Annotated in this window: 14 protein-coding genes; 11 read left to right on the forward strand and 3 right to left on the reverse strand. The window is 45.1% G+C overall.

What is annotated here, in order from left to right; genetic code table 11:
- Window positions 1-111: 111 nt before the first annotated feature.
- From secA to DYU05_RS13865, 4 genes are read left to right on the forward strand one after another with little or no spacing between them, the layout of a single operon-like run.
- Window positions 112-3,417, forward strand: coding sequence for a preprotein translocase subunit SecA (gene secA, locus DYU05_RS13850; protein ID WP_117383696.1), 3,306 nt, complete (start codon window positions 112-114; stop codon window positions 3,415-3,417).
- A 42-nt stretch (window positions 3,418-3,459) separates the two neighbouring features.
- On the forward strand, window positions 3,460-3,924 hold the full coding sequence (locus DYU05_RS13855; protein WP_117383697.1) for an SPOR domain-containing protein: 465 nt from the start codon (window positions 3,460-3,462) through the stop codon (window positions 3,922-3,924).
- Complete coding sequence (locus DYU05_RS13860; protein WP_117383698.1) at window positions 3,917-5,101, forward strand: M20 metallopeptidase family protein; 1,185 nt, start codon at window positions 3,917-3,919, stop codon at window positions 5,099-5,101. Before DYU05_RS13855 ends, DYU05_RS13860 begins: the two co-directional genes overlap by 8 nt.
- A 36-nt stretch (window positions 5,102-5,137) precedes the next feature.
- The gene (locus tag DYU05_RS13865) at window positions 5,138-6,079 is read left to right on the forward strand and encodes a hypothetical protein (protein WP_117383699.1); all 942 of its coding nucleotides are present in this window, start codon (window positions 5,138-5,140) and stop codon (window positions 6,077-6,079) included.
- A 148-nt stretch (window positions 6,080-6,227) separates the two neighbouring features.
- On the opposite strand, the gene asnS is transcribed toward DYU05_RS13865, so the two are convergent.
- A complete protein-coding gene (gene asnS / locus DYU05_RS21335) occupies window positions 6,228-8,123 on the reverse strand; it encodes an asparagine--tRNA ligase (protein WP_235854024.1) in 1,896 nt (631 codons plus the stop codon).
- Between the two features lie 267 nt (window positions 8,124-8,390).
- Between asnS and DYU05_RS13880 the strand changes: the two genes are divergently transcribed.
- The 4 genes from DYU05_RS13880 (at window position 8,391) to DYU05_RS13895 (ending at window position 12,683) form a co-directional block, all read left to right on the forward strand.
- Complete coding sequence (locus DYU05_RS13880; protein ID WP_117383700.1) at window positions 8,391-9,248, forward strand: DMT family transporter; 858 nt, start codon at window positions 8,391-8,393, stop codon at window positions 9,246-9,248.
- 77 nt (window positions 9,249-9,325) lie between these two features.
- A complete protein-coding gene (gene dnaG / locus DYU05_RS13885) occupies window positions 9,326-11,245 on the forward strand; it encodes a DNA primase (protein WP_117383701.1) in 1,920 nt (639 codons plus the stop codon).
- The gene (locus tag DYU05_RS13890; protein WP_117383702.1) at window positions 11,245-11,613 is read left to right on the forward strand and encodes a YraN family protein; all 369 of its coding nucleotides are present in this window, start codon (window positions 11,245-11,247) and stop codon (window positions 11,611-11,613) included. The genes dnaG and DYU05_RS13890 overlap by 1 nt, the downstream gene beginning before the upstream one ends.
- Before the next feature lie 2 nt (window positions 11,614-11,615).
- The gene (locus DYU05_RS13895; RefSeq protein WP_165852080.1) at window positions 11,616-12,683 is read left to right on the forward strand and encodes a glutaminyl-peptide cyclotransferase; all 1,068 of its coding nucleotides are present in this window, start codon (window positions 11,616-11,618) and stop codon (window positions 12,681-12,683) included.
- A 12-nt stretch (window positions 12,684-12,695) separates the two neighbouring features.
- Here the strand turns inward: DYU05_RS13895 and DYU05_RS13900 are convergent, their stop codons facing one another.
- The gene (locus tag DYU05_RS13900; RefSeq protein WP_117383704.1) at window positions 12,696-13,565 is read right to left on the reverse strand and encodes a CPBP family intramembrane glutamic endopeptidase; all 870 of its coding nucleotides are present in this window, start codon (window positions 13,563-13,565) and stop codon (window positions 12,696-12,698) included.
- Window positions 13,566-13,806: 241 nt separating this feature from the next.
- Between DYU05_RS13900 and DYU05_RS13905 the strand changes: the two genes are divergently transcribed.
- Window positions 13,807-14,112, forward strand: a complete 306-nt coding sequence (locus DYU05_RS13905; protein WP_117383705.1) for a GIY-YIG nuclease family protein — start codon at window positions 13,807-13,809, stop codon at window positions 14,110-14,112.
- Window positions 14,113-14,634: 522 nt separating this feature from the next.
- Here DYU05_RS13905 and pgi read toward each other — a convergent pair.
- The gene (pgi, locus tag DYU05_RS13910) at window positions 14,635-16,281 is read right to left on the reverse strand and encodes a glucose-6-phosphate isomerase (protein WP_117383706.1); all 1,647 of its coding nucleotides are present in this window, start codon (window positions 16,279-16,281) and stop codon (window positions 14,635-14,637) included.
- A gap of 262 nt (window positions 16,282-16,543) precedes the next feature.
- Here pgi and DYU05_RS13915 point away from each other — a divergent pair, with 262 nt between their 5' ends.
- Together DYU05_RS13915 and prfB are read left to right on the forward strand one after the other, a co-directional pair.
- On the forward strand, window positions 16,544-16,981 hold the full coding sequence (locus DYU05_RS13915; RefSeq protein ID WP_117383707.1) for a hypothetical protein: 438 nt from the start codon (window positions 16,544-16,546) through the stop codon (window positions 16,979-16,981).
- An 87-nt stretch (window positions 16,982-17,068) separates the two neighbouring features.
- A protein-coding gene (prfB, locus tag DYU05_RS13920; RefSeq protein ID WP_117383708.1) for a peptide chain release factor 2 occupies window positions 17,069-18,158 on the forward strand; the annotation gives its coding sequence in 2 pieces (ribosomal slippage) (window positions 17,069-17,128 and window positions 17,130-18,158; 1,089 coding nt in all).
- Window positions 18,159-18,166 lie beyond the last annotated feature (8 nt).

The raw sequence follows: 18,166 nt of genomic DNA on the forward strand, positions 1-18,166 counted from the left end.
TTAGTCTTTTGCCTTTCAGCTTTAAGGCCAAAATTGTACCTTTGTCTGTCAAAATGACCTTGAAATTACCATGGCGCAATTATTGAGTTTGTGGTATCATAATAAAATAACATGTTAGAATTTTTCAGTAAGCTTTTCGGAAGCAAGTCAGAGCGGGATGTAAAAAGCATACAACCAATGGTCGAGAAGATCAAAGCGGAGTATGACAAGTTAGGCCAGTTGAGTAACGACGAGCTCCGGGCTAAGACCATATATTTTAAAGAAACAATTGCCCAGGGTCTTTCAGGCATTGATGCAGAGATACAAGCTATTAAGGATCGTACTGAAAACGAACCTGATATGGACGTAAGCGAGAAAGTTGGCCTTTATACCCAACTGGATAAGCTGGAAAAAGACCGTAATAAGGAACTGGAAGACATCCTGATTAATATATTGCCGCAGGCATTTGCTGTTGTAAAAGAAACATCAAAACGTTTTGCGGAAAACAAAACTATTGAAGTTACGGCCACGCAGTTCGACCGCGAACTTGCCGCACGCAAGAACAACGTTATTATACAAGGCGATAAAGCTATTCACCACAACACCTGGATAGCTGCCGGAAACGAGGTTACCTGGAACATGGTGCACTATGATGTACAGCTGATAGGCGGTACAGTATTGCACCAGGGTAAAATCGCCGAGATGGCCACAGGTGAAGGTAAAACGCTGGTAGCTACGCTGCCTGCTTACCTTAACGCACTTGCAGGCCAGGGTGTACACATCGTAACCGTGAATGATTACCTCGCACGTCGTGATAGCGAATGGATGGGGCCATTGTACGAGTTCCACGGCCTTTCTGTTGATTGTATAGACAGGCACGAGCCAAACTCGGAAGAACGCCGAAAGGCTTATTTGGCCGATATCACGTTTGGTACTAATAACGAATTTGGTTTTGACTACCTGCGTGACAATATGACACGTAGCCCTGAAGAGCTGGTGCAGCGCAAACTGCATTTTGCCATGGTGGATGAGGTTGACTCGGTGTTAATTGATGATGCCCGTACACCGTTGATCATTTCTGGTCCGATCCCACGTGGTGACGAGCACGAGTTTTATGAGCTGAAACCGCGTATAGAGCGATTGGTGAATGCCCAAAAGACTTATGTGAATACCGTTCTGAACGAAGCTAAAAAAGCTATAAATGATGGCAAAAGCGGTGTTGATGAAGGTGGTCTAGCTTTATACCGTGCTTATCGTGCATTGCCAAAAAGCAAAGCATTGATTAAGTTCCTGAGCGAAGGCGCCAATAAATCTGTCCTGCTGAAGACGGAAAACTTCTACATGCAGGATCAGGGTAAGGACATGCCTAAGGTAGATTCGGAGCTGTTCTTCATTATCGATGAAAAGAACAACTCGGTTGAGCTTTCTGAAAAAGGTATTGAGCTGATCACCGCATCTGGCGAAGATCCTAACTTCTTTGTAATGCCTGATGTAGGCACCGAGATAGCCAACATTGAGAAAGCAGATTTGCCGGCAGATGAAAAAGTTGCCCGTAAAGATGCTTTGATGCGCGATTTCTCTATTAAATCTGAACGTATCCACTCCGTTAACCAGTTACTTAAAGCTTACACCTTATTTGAAAAGGACACCGAATACATCCTTGACGATGGTAAGGTAAAGATAGTTGACGAGCAAACCGGCCGTGTGCTGGATGGCCGCCGATACAGCGATGGCTTACACCAGGCTATTGAAGCTAAGGAAAACGTTAAGGTAGAGGATGCAACGCAAACCTTTGCTACTATCACCCTTCAAAACTATTTCAGGATGTACCACAAGCTTTGCGGTATGACCGGTACAGCTGTTACAGAAGCAGGCGAGTTCTGGGAAATATACAAACTGGATGTGGTAGAAATACCAACCAACACCAAGATTACACGTGATGACCGCCAGGATTTGGTTTACCGCACCGTACGTGAGAAGTACAATGCAGTTGCTGATGAGATTACCAAGCTTACACAAGCAGGCCGTCCGGTATTGGTAGGTACAACATCAGTAGAAATATCTGAATTACTGAGCCGTATGCTTAAGCTGCGCGGCATCAAACATAACGTATTGAACGCCAAGATGCACCAGAAAGAAGCCGACATTGTGGCTGAAGCTGGGCAGAGTGGCACGGTTACCATTGCCACCAACATGGCCGGCCGTGGTACGGATATAAAATTGGGCCCAGGCGTAAAAGAAGCCGGTGGTCTGGCTATTGTGGGTACCGAGCGCCACGAATCGCGCCGTGTAGACAGGCAGTTGCGTGGCCGTGCAGGTCGCCAGGGCGACCCGGGTTCCAGCCAGTTCTTCGTATCTCTTGAAGACAACCTGATGCGTTTATTTGGTTCGGAACGTATATCCGGCCTGATGGTGCGTATGGGTATAGAAGAAGGTGAGGTGATCCAACACTCTATGATCACTAAGTCTATCGAGCGTGCACAGAAAAAGGTTGAAGAAAACAACTTTGGCATACGTAAGCGTTTGCTGGAGTACGACGACGTGATGAACTCACAGCGTACTGTTATCTACTCAAAACGTAAGAACGCGCTGTTTGGCGAGCGTTTAGACGTAGACCTGAACAATACCATTTTTGATGTTGTTGAGGACGTAGTAACCGAGTACAAAGAAAGCAACAACTTCGAAGGCTTCCAGATGGAAGTTATCCGGTTGTTCTCTGTTGATCCGGAACTAACACAAGAAGAGTTTGCAGCTACATCGCTAAACAACCTGGTAGACCGCACCTTTAACGAGGTAATTGATTTTTACAAGCGCAAGCAGGAGTTTATCGCTAACCAAGCTTACCCTGTTATTAAAGACGTTTACGATACACGCGGCCAGTATGTAGAAAACATTATGGTTCCGTTTACTGATGGTGTACATGGTATACAGGTAGCAGTTCCGCTTAAGAAGGCAGTTGAAACCAACGGCACTGAGGTGTTTAAATCGTTTGAAAAGAATGTTACCCTGTACCTGATAGATGACGCCTGGAAAGAACACTTGCGCGAAATGGACGAGCTGAAACAATCAGTACAAAACGCCGTTTACGAACAGAAGGATCCATTATTGGTGTATAAGTTTGAAGCATTTGAGCTGTTCCGCCAGATGCTTACCAATACCAATAAAGAGTTAGTTAGCTTCTTGTTCCGCGGTGGTATAGCCGTACAGCAGGAGCCGGAGCAGGTTAGGGAAGCTAAACCTGAGCCCAAAATGGATTTAAGAAATATGCGTACATCTAAACCGGAGCTAATAGATTCTAGCGGTATGCCGGTAGATGAAATGCAGGAAGCACCGAAAATTACTCCTGTACGTGTTGAACAAAAAATTGGCAGGAACGACCCATGCCCTTGTGGTAGCGGTAAAAAGTTTAAAAACTGCCACGGAGTAGGGCAGGGCTAACCGTCCAATCCCCCGTTGATAGGGAATTTTAAATATTCAAATATGAAAAGAGCAACATTTGATAGTACAGCTTTAACACGCCTAATCAAATGCTGCTCTTTTTTTATGCTGATGTTATCAGCTACTATAGCTTCTGCGCAGAAAGGCAAGGTTACCGTTGTACGCGATCCGTTGTTTGATACGCTACTCGCAAAACGCGCTTTGCTTAATAGAAAAGGTGGATCGTCCGTTGCAAGATTTACATCATCTTATGGTTATCGGTTGCAGATATACAACGGCAGCAATCGTAGCGCAGCCTATGCGGCACAAGCCAGGTTCAACCGTGAGTTTCCCGAAATGCGTACCTACATCAGTTACCGGGAACCCAACTTTAAAGTACGGGCAGGCGATTTTCGCACGAGATTAGAGGCAGAGCGGCTTAAAAGCCAACTGGGCAATACCTTTACGGCCATGTTCATCGTTTCAGAAAAGATAAACCCTCCAAAAACTGTCATCAATAATGATTAAGGACAAGATACAACAGCTTTCAGCAGAAATATTTGACGAGGTGGTTGCCAACAGGCGCCACTTGCATGCTCATCCCGAACTTTCTTTTCACGAAGTAGAAACCTCGGTGTTTGTTGCAAATAAGCTGGAAGAACTTGGCCTGGAGTACCACAAAATGGCGGACACTGGCCTTGTCGCTCTCATCAAAGGTGACAAGCCCGGAAATGGCGTTGTTGCGCTCCGTGCAGACATGGACGCGTTGCCAATACTGGAAGCTAATGATGTTCCATACAGGTCGCAGAACGCTGGTGTAATGCACGCTTGCGGACATGACGCGCATACCTCATCCTTATTGGGAACTGCAAGCATTCTCACCAAACTCAAAAGTGAATTTGCCGGCACTGTTAAGCTGATCTTTCAGCCGGCTGAAGAAAAGCTGCCGGGCGGCGCCAGCTTGATGATACAGCAGGGCGTATTGGAGAACCCGAAACCGAATGCGGTACTTGGTCAGCACGTAATGCCGTTGATAGATGCCGGGAAAGTAGGTTTTCGTGCAGGCAAGTATATGGCCTCTACAGACGAACTTTATGTAACCGTTAAAGGTAAAGGTGGCCATGGTGCCCAGCCACAGCAGAACGTGGACCCGGTAATTATTACCGCGCATATTCTTACCGCATTACAGCAGGTGGTAAGCCGCTTTGCGGATCCAAAGAGTCCGTCGGTACTGTCCTTTGGTAAGGTTATCGCTAATGGTGCCACTAACGTTATTCCTAACGAGGTATACCTTGAGGGTACTTTTCGCACCATGGATGAGAAATGGCGCGGTGAGGCACATATCAAAATGAAAAAGATGGCTGAAGGTATTGCCGAAAGCATGGGTGGTAGTTGCGAGTTCAATATCATGAAAGGCTATCCCTTCCTGATAAATGAAGAAAAGCTTACCGCAGCAACACGTGGCCATGCCGAAGATTACCTGGGTAAAGAGAACGTGCTCGACCTGGATATATGGATGGCTGCCGAAGATTTTGCGTACTACTCACAAGCTGCAGACAGCTGCTTTTACAGGTTAGGTACGCGTAATGAAGAGCGTGGCATCACTTCATCGGTACATACACCAACCTTTGATGTAGAAGAAGACGCTTTTAAAATAAGTACCGGCTTGATGGCCTACCTGGCACTAAAGCAGTTGGGTAATTGATTTCAAATCCCTCCTCAAAGAGGGATTTAAACTTTCATGAACAAAAGTAAACTCCTCTTCTCTTTCTGCTTTATCCTTTCCGCTCTTAGCTTAAAAGCTCAGCAGATTAAGCGTTATAACCCCGATACGATACGAACAATCGTAATTGATACCGCGGTAGCAAACATCCGCTCTCATAGGTTAAATGCGCAGGACTTTATTGATGCCGTATTGGCTGACACCAGCTTTTACAAAGCCTTTCAGAATATGAAGCGGTACAGCTTTGTTGCCGAAAACCGCATTTACACCTATGATAAGCACAACAAAGTAAACGGACGCATTTACCGCAAGATACAGCACAGTAACGAAGCCGGCCGTAATAAGATAACCTATTTGGCCAAACAGGATACAGGCAGCGTTTACAAGAAAAACGGCAAGTATCAATTGTATACTGTAGAAATGTTCGATTACATTTTCGGGAATGCTTACAGTTCTGATTTCGGCAGGACCGGCGGCTTGCCTGGCGATGCCAAAGGCAAAAATGCAGGCTACAAAGCCAAGTTAAAGCAGCTCATTTTTACTCCCGGAAGGAAGATTACAGGTATCCCGTTCCTAAGTAGTAAGACGGAGATCTTTGGTCCGGACCTTCGTGACTATTACCTGTACCAGTTTGCAAGAGGGACTTATCTGGACAGTATTCCTGTATATCGTTTCCGCGTGGTAAGAAAGCCCAGCACGGCTGATGGCGACACAATGATCAAGGAAATGACCACCATCTTTGATGCACGCGATTTTCAGATACTTGGCCGGTATGTAGACATGAAGTATAGTAATATGCTGTTCGACTTTAATGTACAGATGAACATCGAACTAAACCGCTTTGGTGGAGAATTGCTGCCAACAAAAGTTACCTACCAGGGGAACTGGGACGTGCCGCTGCACGCAGAGGAACGCGCCAGCTTTCTGATCGTGCAGAAGGGGTATACTCAAGCCCCCTAACCCCCTAAAGGGGGAACAGAAAGAATCAGGACAACAAGAGTCAGGAGTCAAGATTTAAAGCAAAAGGCCGGAATTACTTGATAATTCCGGCCTTCACATTTTATTTTTCTTAATCTTGATTCTTGGCTCTAGAGGTCCTGAATCTCAGTTAAAACTCCGCGTTCTTCGGGAACCTTGGGAAAGGTATTACATCGCGTATGTTACCCATGCCGGTAACAAATAGTACCAAACGCTCAAACCCTAAACCAAAGCCTGCATGCGGACAAGCGCCAAACCGGCGGGTGTCCAGGTACCACCAAAGCTCCTCTTTAGGTATGCCCATTTCATCCATACGTTTTTCTAAACGGTCCAGTCGCTCCTCACGTTGCGATCCGCCCACTATCTCACCAATTCCAGGGAACAATATGTCCATAGCACGTACGGTCTCACGGCCTTGTGCATCCGGCTCGTTCTGGCGCATGTAAAATGCTTTAATTTCTTTCGGATAATCGGTAAGGATAACCGGCTTTTTAAAATGCTTCTCTACCAGGTAGCGCTCATGTTCCGACTGTAGATCGGTACCCCAACCCTCCACCCGGTACTGGAACTTCTTTTTCTTGTTAGGCGTCGACTCGCGCAATATCTCAATGGCCTCTGTATAGGTAAGGCGCTCAAAATCGTTATCCAAGCAAAACTGCAGTTTATCAAGCAGGCTCAGTTCCGAGCGCTCATTTTGCGGCTTTTGTTTCTCTTCATCAGCAAGGCGCTGGTTCAGGAACTCCAGGTCCTCGCTGTTCTTTTCCAGGGCAACCTTAATAACGTACTTTAGTAAACCTTCTGCAAGGTCCATGTTGTCGTGCAGGTCGTAAAAAGCCATTTCCGGCTCTATCATCCAAAATTCTGCAAGGTGGCGTGTAGTATTGGAGTTTTCCGCACGGAAGGTTGGTCCGAATGTATAAATATCGCTTAGTGCCATAGCGCCAAGCTCGCCTTCCAACTGTCCGGATACAGTAAGGTTGGTAGCACGCCCAAAAAAGTCCTGTGTGTAATCGACGTGACTGGATTTGGATACTCTCAATTCTTTCCTAACAAATCTTATGTTATAAAAGCAAAATCCTAAATGCGGGTAGTCGGATAATGTATATTCTCTTGTTAATTTGTATTTGGATATATTTTTATTAACGCTCTCCAATAGCCAATTGGGAAGATAGACCCCATCTTTTGCATTAGGCACTCCCCAAAAACCGTTTCTTTTTACACTTAAGTAAAATTTCTTAATCAACGGAGAGAGTCTAACCAATTCAAAGTTATCCGCTAAGATATCTAGAGTGTGTTCATCAGCTACTATCAAACCTTTAAAGTCTATTTTTGACACTTCTAAGCCTAACATTTCAGGATTAAGCGCTTTAAGTATAGAATCAATTTCCTTGTATTCGTTAAGTAGATTATGCTCCTTAACAAAGGTGATTAGCTTGTTAAAATATAATTCTTTAGCAGCTTCAAATTTTTCACTTTTCAATGGTACCTTGCCAAGGTCAAAGTTGGTTACATGGAATGTCTCGCCCGCACCTTCAGCATCAGATGCTGTAATTACAGGCGTATGCAGGTATACAAATCCTTTTTCCTGGAAGAATTGGTGAACGGCAAAGGCCAGTGTGTTGCGTACACGGAATATTGCCCCAAAGGTGCTGGTGCGGAAACGCAGGTGCGCAATCTCGCGCAGGAACTCCAGGCTATGTTTTTTAGGCTGAAGCGGATATTTTTCAGGATCGCTGTCGCCCAGTATTTCTATTGTTTCGGCAGTAACTTCCACACTTTGGCCCTGGCCTAATGATGGTACCAGTTTACCGGTTATAGCCACAGCAGCACCAACAGTAATGCGCTTAAGTACAGCAGGGTCTTCTTTCTCAAAATCAACAACAACCTGTAAGTTGCTATTGGTAGAGCCATCATTTAAAGCAATAAAACGATTGGAGCGGAATGCTCTTACCCATCCTTTTACGGTTACATCAATGCCGGTTTCCTGGCTTTGCAGTAGTGCTTTAATTTTTGTGCGTTGGCTCATATAATATTTCTTTTGAGCGCCAAAAATACGATAAATTGATGGTTGTCTGAACTTGAATTTGTGGAAATGTCTGAATCAGAATTCACAGTATCGGAGAATTTTCAGAATGTCTGAACTAATTAAACTACTACTAGGAGCCGGTATTGTATTAATTTTTAAATTCTTTATTTGATTCAGGCAACTTACCATATGATATAATCCATCCTGTAAATTCTCTAATTCTGAAAATCCTGATCCAGAAATGTAAGTTTGCTCCCGCAAACCGTTATGAACCCAAAGCTCAGCCTTGTAATTGGCATTCTGTGTATATCTTTCTCGCCCATCTTTGTAAAGTTGGCAGGTGTATCGCCCGTCGGACTGGCATTTTACAGGGTGTTTTTTGCATGGATATGCCTGGTGCCTTATTGCATCATCAAAAACAAGCTCAAGATAGAACGGAAGCAGCTAATAATAGCGGTACTTGCCGGGATAGTATTCGCGTCAGACATTGCAGTGTGGAACATCTCGCTGCTAAAGATCAGCGCAACCGTATCTACTTTGCTGGCTAACCTTGCGCCTGTTTGGGTTGGCCTGCTGAGTTTTCTCATCTTGCGCAAGCGCTCGGGCTTAATGTTCTGGATGGGTACCTTCGTAGCAATTGCGGGTATGGTAGTGCTGGTTGGTTACAATCATATACTTCACCTTGAGTTTAATATCGGTATTGTGCTTGCCCTGCTGGCCAGTTTTTTTTATGCCACTTATATCATGATCACCAAGAATATAATGGGAGGCATAGATGTGTTTACTTTTATGTTTTACAGCATGCTGAGCTCAGGTATTACCCTGCTCATCATCAGCGCATTTTTAGGTAACGATCTGGTTCATTTCTCACTTAAAGTATGGTTGTGTTTTGTGGGTATGGGAATCATTTGCCAGTTAATTGGCTGGCTCACCATAAATTACTCGTTAAGATATCTCGAGTCTACCAAGGTGGCTATTGCATTGTTGAGCCAAACCGTTTTTACCGGCTTACTGGCAGGTGGCTTGCTCAACGAGCATTTGTCGGCTAACGAGATTATCGGCAGCATCATTGTACTGATTGGAATTGGGATTACGTTTATTAAGCAGCGCACGCTATCTGCGTAAACAGATACTTTCCAATATTTTCATATCTTTAAACGAAAGGTATCTCTTACTTTTGTATCCGCCCATTTTCTAACTGAATGATAACGAAGCCCACCATAGACCGTATAATGGAAGCCACAGATATTGTGGAGGTGATAGGCGAGTTTGTACAGTTAAAAAAACGTGGTGCTAATTACGTAGGCCTGTCACCCTTCGCCAATGAACGGACGCCATCGTTCACGGTATCACCGGCTAAGGGTATCTTCAAAGATTTTTCATCGGGTAAAGGCGGCAGTGCTGTTACCTTTCTGATGGAGCTGGAAAAGTTTACCTATCCCGAAGCGCTCAAATGGCTGGCAAAAAAATACGGGATTGAAGTAGAAGAGACTGTAGAGAACAAGGAGGACCGCGAAGAAGATAACCGCCGCGAGAGCCTCATGATCGTGTCCGGCTATGCCGCTAAGTTCTTTCACGAGAGTTTACTGGATACCGAAGAGGGGCAGAACATTGGCCTTAGTTATTTTAAAGAACGTGGGTTCACCAACGAGACCATCAGGAAGTTTGAACTGGGTTACTCGCCGGATCAGTGGGAAGCGTTCAGCGCTCAGGCTGTTAAAGAAGGCTACCAGGAAGAGTTTTTAGTGGAAAGCGGGCTATCTGTAAAGCGCGACAACGGTAGCCTGTACGACCGTTATCGCGGCCGGGTAATGTTTCCTATACATAGCTTTACAGGGCGCGTTATTGCGTTTGGCGGCCGTACACTCAAGACAGACAAGAACGTACCTAAATACGTTAACTCGCCAGAGTCGGAAATTTACCATAAATCAAACATTTTATACGGGCTATACTTTGCAAAGAAAGCCATTAGGGAGCAGGATAACTGCTACCTGGTAGAAGGTTATGCTGATGTATTATCGGTACACCAGGCCGGTATAGAGAACGTGGTAGCCTCGTCTGGCACCTCGCTTACTGTTGAACAGGTAAAGCTGATCAGCAGGTTTACCAAGAACATCACTATCCTTTATGACGGCGACGCGGCGGGTATCAAGGCTTCCCTGCGCGGGCTAGATCTGATTTTGGAAGAAGGCCTCAACGTAAAGGTGGTATTGTTTCCTGATGGGCACGATCCCGATTCCTATGTGCGGAAGATGGGGACGGCGGCTTTTAAAAAGCACATCGACGAAAAGAAGAAAGACTTTATACTCTTCAAGACCGATATCCTGCTTAAGGAAGCCGGTAATGACCCTATAAAAAAGGCCGACATCATCCGTGATGTGGTGGAAAGTATTGCCAAGATACCTGATTCTATCAAAGCATCTGTATTCATTAAAGAATGCAGCCATATTATGCAGATAGATGAGCGCGCGTTGTTGTCTGAACTGAACAAGATGCGGCTGGCGAAGGCTAAAAAAGGGGAGCAGCAACAGCAGCCGCGCCCGGTACCGGACGAGCCCCAGTTTTTTGACGAACCGCAGGAAAAGAAGATAAAGGAAAGCGACACGCAGGAAAAAGAGATTGTTCGTTTGCTGCTGTTGTATGGTAACCGGATGATAGATTGGGATGGCATTGCAAATACCTACATAGGGCCGTTCATGATAGCGGAGCTAAGCGATGTAGAGTTTGACCAACCGGCCTGCAAGCAGTTTGTCGATATATACCGGGAAGAGCTGGAGAAGGGCGTGCTGCCTGAAGAGCAGCAATTTATACATTATCCGGATAAGGAAATTGTGGACCTTGTGGTGACCTCTATTGCCACTAAATACATGCTGAGCGAGAACTGGTATGAGATGCACAAAATATTAGTGACTGACGAGACGGCTAATATGAAGGCTACGATCCTGGGCGCTATATTTCACCTTAAAAAGCATAAGGTCGCTAAAATATTGGAAAACTTGCGTGGCGAACTGCAGAAAGCTACCAGCGATGCTGACCAGGACATACTGCTGAACCAGTACATGCACATGAAAAAGGTAGAAAAGCACATATCCGATTACCTGGGCTCTGTTATCCTAAAATAATGGCTACCCACAACGACCTTGGCCGCAGGGGAGAAGCCCTTGCCAAAGCACACCTGGAAGCTTCTGGCTACGAGATAATGGATGAGAACTGGACCTTTGGCAAAGCTGAAGTCGATCTAATAGCTTACAAAGACCGTAACATTATTTTTGTTGAAGTAAAAGCCCGCAGCGGTACCGGCTTTGGCCAACCGGAAGATTTTGTCGACGCACGCAAGCAGCGACTGCTTGTAGAAGCTGCCGACGAGTACATTTACCTCATGAACCACCAGGGCGAAGTGCGGTTTGATATAATATCCGTACTTTTCGACCGTAATAACAACTATAAACTTAAACACATTGAAGATGCCTTTTGGCCATCTGCTATATGAACATGAATAAGCGACTACTCTATTTACTGGCCATAGCCCTGTTTGCTGCTGGCTGCAATGGCTGCAAAAGCAACAAAAGCGAAGAAGGCCAGGATATAACCATCACCCCCGAAGCGGGAACTACTTACAAGGCAGGAGATGCGGTAAACATCAGCGTAAAATACCCTGCTGAGGTAAAACCCGATTCTGTTGTATACTTAATGGACGACAAGCGCATTGGCAGTGTCAAGGATTCATCTGCAGTGCAGCTTAAAACAGATACCCTGGTGCTGGGGGCGCGCGTAATTACCGCCAAGGTTTACCAGTCAGGCAAAAGCCAGGATGTAACAACCAATATCGTATTGCTGGCGGCAAAAGCACCTGAAGAGCTGGCCTTTACAGTAGAAAAGGTTTTTCCGCATGATACATCATCTTACACCGAAGGTTTACTTTACCAGGATGGTGTGCTTTATGAAAGCGATGGCGGCCGTGTGGCTGAAGGCAGTGGTCAGTCCAGCTTGAGGAAGGTTGACCTTGCTACCGGAAAAGTATTGAAGAAAGTGGATATCGACCCCACCATCTTTGCGGAAGGGATTGCTATTGTAGGTGATAAAATTATTCAGCTTACGTACACCGAACGAAAAGGATTTGTTTACAACAAGAACACCTTTGCGCTGGAAAACACCTTCACCAACAACGTAGGTATAGAAGGATGGGGCTTGTGCTTTGATGGGCAAAAGCTGTATATGGATGATAAGACCAACCGTATCTTCTTTTTAGATAAAGATGATTATCATCAGACAGGGTTTATTGACGTTTACGACGACAAAGGTCCGATTAACCAGGTGAACGAGCTGGAATATATAGACGGCAAGCTATACGCTAATGTATACGAAACAGACGAAATTATTGTAATAGATCCTAAAACCGGGGCGGTTTTACAGCGTGCAGGTATGGTAAGCCTTTATCCAAACCGTAACCCGGGCGCCGACTACTTTAATGGCATAGCTTATGACAAAGCAACCGGCCGCATCTTCGTCACCGGTAAAAAATGGGATAAGCTGTTCCAGGTAAAATTTACTAAGAGATAGCCCCGGGGCAGATCACAGGTCCAGTCCCGGGCGGTCTTCCATCGGGATCTCTATTTCTTTAGGAGCAGGTTTATAAGGATTGATCCACCATTTAGGGTCATAGATGATTACAGCTATTGCCATAAGCAAGTATATCGCGCTGGCAGCAGTCCATGCGTTTAGTATGTCGTGCTCCTGTCCTGTTCCTAGCCTGCCTTCAAAAAAAGCTTCGGGAAAGTTAACTGCTGCGTGTGCAACGGCTAAAACAAACACGTTACCATTTACATGATGCCAAAAACGTGTAAGAATTATTGATAATGCCAGGCACGCCATTAGGAAAGGAATAACAACGCGGTACCCTGATAATAATACAGGTAAATGCCATATTGCCCAAATAGCAAAAACAATCAGCGTTGCTTTTGCGGGTGTGCTGTCCTTAATTAAGCGGGGTAACAGCCATCCGCGCCAGCCAAGCTCTTCGCCAATGCCTATCAAGAGTACTGCGCCTAACAGATGCAGTACCAGTAACAACGGGCTGCTGGCGGTTATCAGTACTATGATACTCGGGAAGCTGGAACCTGCGATGATAAACGAAATCATTGTTACAACAAAGCCGCCGGATAGGAGCGCCAGCCACCAAATAATGTGCTCAGTATCGGGCAAAACTTTCTTTAGCAAGGCCCTAAGCTCACCGTTTTCATTATCAGCGCTGGTTACAATTACAGCTGCAAGTGCAGGTGCGAATACTACGAATATTTTGGAAAGGTAATTTAACCCGATTTCTGATCCTTCCAGTGCTTTGTTCAGTACATAGAGCTTCAGCGGCAACCCAACAAGGTAGCTTATAGCAAAGGTGAGCACAACAAATGCGGCTACAGGATACTTATTTATAGCGGACTTCACTTAGGGAAATTACGCCGTAAAGGTATTAATTGTTTGCAATTGTTAGAGTTGTTGTTCAGGTAACTTTGTTGTGCTTATTACGGTATTCAGTTGGGGATAAACCCGTTATCTTTTTAAAATTGTTACGGAACGCTTTGGTATTAGGGCATGTGTCCGCCGGCAATCCTGTCAGCGTCATTGCGAGGTTAGATAGTTGAACATAAAATTTATTTATAATTCGGAAACGTTTATAACTTGATGCATGGTTTTTCAACGCGGAGGTCACGTTTATATATTAGCTAATAAATACAATTCGGTGCTGTATATTGGTGTCACTTCAGAACTTATCAGCCGAGTATGGCAGCACAAGAACAAGTCAAATCCCGGTAGTTTTACATCAAAGTACAATTGTAATAAGTTAGTTTACTATGCAGGCTTTAACCACATAGAAGAAGCGATTGCCGAAGAAAAGCGACTAAAAGGGAGTAACCGCGAGTACAAGCGAAGGCTCATATCTGAATTCAATTCCGAGTGGAAAGATCTTTATCAGGGCTTAATTGATGAGTAAGAGTTCGTCAAAAACAACAAACCGCGTCATTGCGAGGTACGAAGCAATCTCCAAACTATTCATAGCACATATTCATACGCGAACTTTCCTAGCGGTGAGATTGCTTCGTACCTCGCAATGACGTAGAGAGTACACAAGCTTAATAAAGGGTATACAGAGTCCTTGTCAATTGCAGCTTCGACAAACTCGTCATTGCGAGGAACGAAGCAGTCTCCCAACTATTCATAGCACACATCTATACGCGAACTCTCCTGGGGGTGAGATTGCTTCGTTCCTCGCAGTGACGCAGAGAGTTACACGAGCTTAATAAAGAGTGTTCAGCGTCCTCGTCAACTGCAGCTGCGACAAAGTCGTCATTGCGAGGTGCGAAGCAATCTCCGAACTATGATAGCAAACATCCATACATGTCCATTTCTGACGGTGAGATTGCTTCGTTCCTCGCAATGACGTAAAGGGATTATAGCAATGCTTAGTTAATATGTACAAACCTGTCAAATCGCATACCGCGTGATCCTGATAGGATTACCTCCAGGCTTTATACTGATTGATCAATCCATTAGTGCTGGAATCATGTGAGCTGATCTCTTCACTGCCTTTAAGCTCAGGCAGTATCTTACCCGCTAATTGTTTGCCCAGTTCAACGCCCCATTGGTCAAAGCTGTAAATGTTCCAGATAATACCCTGTACAAATATCTTGTGTTCGTACATGGCAATCAGCGACCCTAAGGTGCGTGGCGTAATCTTTTTAACCAATATGGAGTTAGTTGGGCGGTTGCCTTCAAATACCTTAAATGGCGCTATCTTGGCTATCTCCTCGTCGCTCTTACCGGCTTTCTTTAGTTCATCAATTACCACTTCCTCTGTTTTGCCGTTCATTAGTGCCTCGGTTTGGGCAAAAAAGTTAGAGAGTAACATGTTATGATGTTCGCCGAGCGGGTTATGGCTTTGTGCTGGCGCTATAAAGTCGCATGGGATCAATTTTGTGCCCTGGTGTATCAGCTGGTAAAAGGCGTGCTGGCCGTTGGTACCCGGCTCTCCCCAGATGATAGGGCCGGTAGAGTAGTCCACCGGGTTCCCGGCACGGCTTACATATTTGCCGTTGCTTTCCATATCGCCCTGCTGAAAGTATGCTGCAAAGCGGTGCATGTACTGGTCGTAAGGCAGTATGGCCTCAGTTTCCGAATCAAAGAAGTTGTTATACCAAATGCCTACCAATGCAAGTATTGCAGGCAGGTTCTCCTCAAACTCTGTGCTTTTAAAGTGATTGTCCATGGCGTGTGCCCCGGCAAGCAGTTCCGTAAAGTTTTCAAAGCCTATGCTAAGCGCAATAGACAGGCCAATGGCGCTCCACAAAGAGTACCTTCCGCCTACCCAATCCCAAAACTCGAACATGTTTTTTGTGTCAATACCAAACTTGGCCACGCCTTCGGCATTGGTAGAGAGGGCTGCAAAGTGTTTAGCTACGTCCTCGTCTTTAGCACCGGCAGCTATGAACCAATCGCGCGCGCTGTGGGCGTTGCCCATAGTTTCCTGCGTAGTAAAAGTTTTTGAAGCAATAAGGAACAACGTGGTCTCCGGGTTAACACTTTTAAGTGTCTCTACTATATGCGTACCATCCACGTTTGATACAAAGTGCATTTTCAGGTGGTTCTTATAGGCTTTTAGTGCTTCGGTGACCATTACCGGCCCCAGGTCGCTTCCGCCAATGCCAATGTTTACTACGTCAGTTATCGGCTTGCCGGTGTAACCTTTCCACTCACCTGAAATAATAGCTTCGCTAAAAGTTTTCATTTGGTCAAGCACACGGTTCACATCAGGCATTACGTCCTTACCGTCAACAAGTACGGGGGTATTGCTCCGGTTGCGCAGGGCCACATGCAGTACAGGCCGACCTTCGGTAACGTTTATTTTCTGACCAGAAAACATGGCATCTATTGCATCTTTTACACCACACTCGCGGGCTAACTGTATAAGCAATGCCAGGGTTTCCTCATCTATACGGTTTTTAGAGTAATCCAGCAGGATTTCATCAAACTGCAGCGAAAACTTTTTAAAGCGTTCAGCATCAGCATCAAATAAATCTTTGAGGTGTTTTGGCGCAATATCCACATAGTGGTCGGCCAGGTATTTATAAGATTGGGTGGTGGTAAAATCAACGTTAGGCAGCATAGTTGTAATGTTTTTAGTAAAAGTAAGAAGTTAATTTACCCGAGTAAATTAAAATTGAAATTATGGCTTTTAAGTGTTGTAGAGTGTGTTTTTTACACCCGTAACATAGTGTAAATCATACACCTGATAATTGTCATTTTTTCAACATAGTTCGCCAATTATTTTACTTTTCAAAAAATTATTTTGTTATATTTGTTTTGTTGATAAACAAGTCCCCTGTTCGTCATCAATCTCTCAATCTACTTATAAAACTTTAATTGTTATGTTCAGCAAACTGTATACCCTTGTTAAAAATAACGCCGGAGAGGCTGTTATTAACAACCCTGCTGTGGATGCAAAATACCATGAAGCGGTGATGAATGATGCCTCAAGTACTATTATTGAAGTGCTAAAAGGCCAGATGGAAAATGGTAAGCTTAAAGAGCTTGTAAAATACTTCCAGTTCACGGGTATTTACAACAGCCCGCTTATTAGCAGCGCCGTTAACAAGTTTGCCAATAAGCTTGATAAATTTTACCAGATTTCTCCTGCCCAGGCAATGGAGATATCTAAAGCGCTTATACCGCCGGTAATGCAGGAGATGATAAAACAATCTAAAAGCGAGCAGAACAAGGATTTTGCTTTAAGATCTATACTGACCAAATTGGGCGGCGACGTAGCAGACATGGGCATGCTGCTGGCCCAGCTTAAGATAGCATAATACAAAACTAAATACTGATGGCCTGCGTTGCATTGCAAAGCAGGCCTTTTTTGTGGAGCGCTTTTTCCAATTTTATATATTTGCGGCATGACTAAAGAGAACGTTCAGGATTTAAGGGACAGAGTAACGTCCCTGAGGAGGCATCTTTGACATCGATAATAAACTCGATGCAATGCAAAAAGAACAGGAGATAACCATAGGTCCAAACTTTTGGGATCATCCGAAAGAAGCCGAAAAGGTGCTGGCTTCCATAAAAGTTAAAAAAATATGGACCGACGCTTTCCAGAAGGTAGAGTCGGTTGTTGAAGATACAGGTGTGCTTTTTGAATTCTTTCAGGCAGGCGATGCTACCGAGAAGGAAATGCAGGAGCAGTTTAACCAGGCGGTTACCGCTGTTGAGGAGCTGGAGTTTAAGAACATGCTGAGCGCCGAGGAAGACCAGCTGAATGCCGTATTGCAGATAACTGCCGGCGCGGGCGGTACCGAAAGCTGCGACTGGGCAGGTATGCTTATGCGCATGTACATTATGTGGGGCGAAAAGAACGGCTACAAGGTTACCGAGCAGGACTACCAGCCGGGCGATGTTGCCGGTGTAAAAACCGTTACCCTGCAGCTGGAAGGCGATTTTGCGTACGGTTACCTGAAGGGGGAGAACGGTGTACACCGCCTGGTAAGGGTTTCTCCGTTTGATGCAAATGCCAAGAGGCACACTTCTTTTGCATCGGTATATGTATACCCACTGGTAGATGATACAATAGAGATAGACATAAACCCTGCGGATATAGAATTTGAAACCTTCCGCTCGGGTGGTGCCGGCGGGCAGAACGTAAACAAGGTAGAAACAGCCGTAAGGTTATACCACAAACCGTCGGGCATTATCATTAAAAACCAGGAGTCGCGCTCGCAATTGCAGAACAAGGACAATGCCATCCGCCTGCTTAAATCGCAGTTATATGAAATTGAGATGCGCAAGCGTATGGAGCTGACCAATGCCATTGAAGGTAACAAAAAGAAGATAGAGTGGGGTTCGCAGATACGCAACTATGTGCTGCACCCTTACAAGCTGGTGAAAGATTTGCGTACCGATCATGAAACCTCCAACGCGGCCGCCGTGCTGGACGGCGACCTCAACGAATTCCTGAAGGCTTACCTGATGGAGTTTGGCGGCGATAAATAATCAACCGA

Source organism: Mucilaginibacter terrenus (genome assembly GCF_003432065.1).
Classification (GTDB): domain Bacteria; phylum Bacteroidota; class Bacteroidia; order Sphingobacteriales; family Sphingobacteriaceae; genus Mucilaginibacter; species Mucilaginibacter terrenus.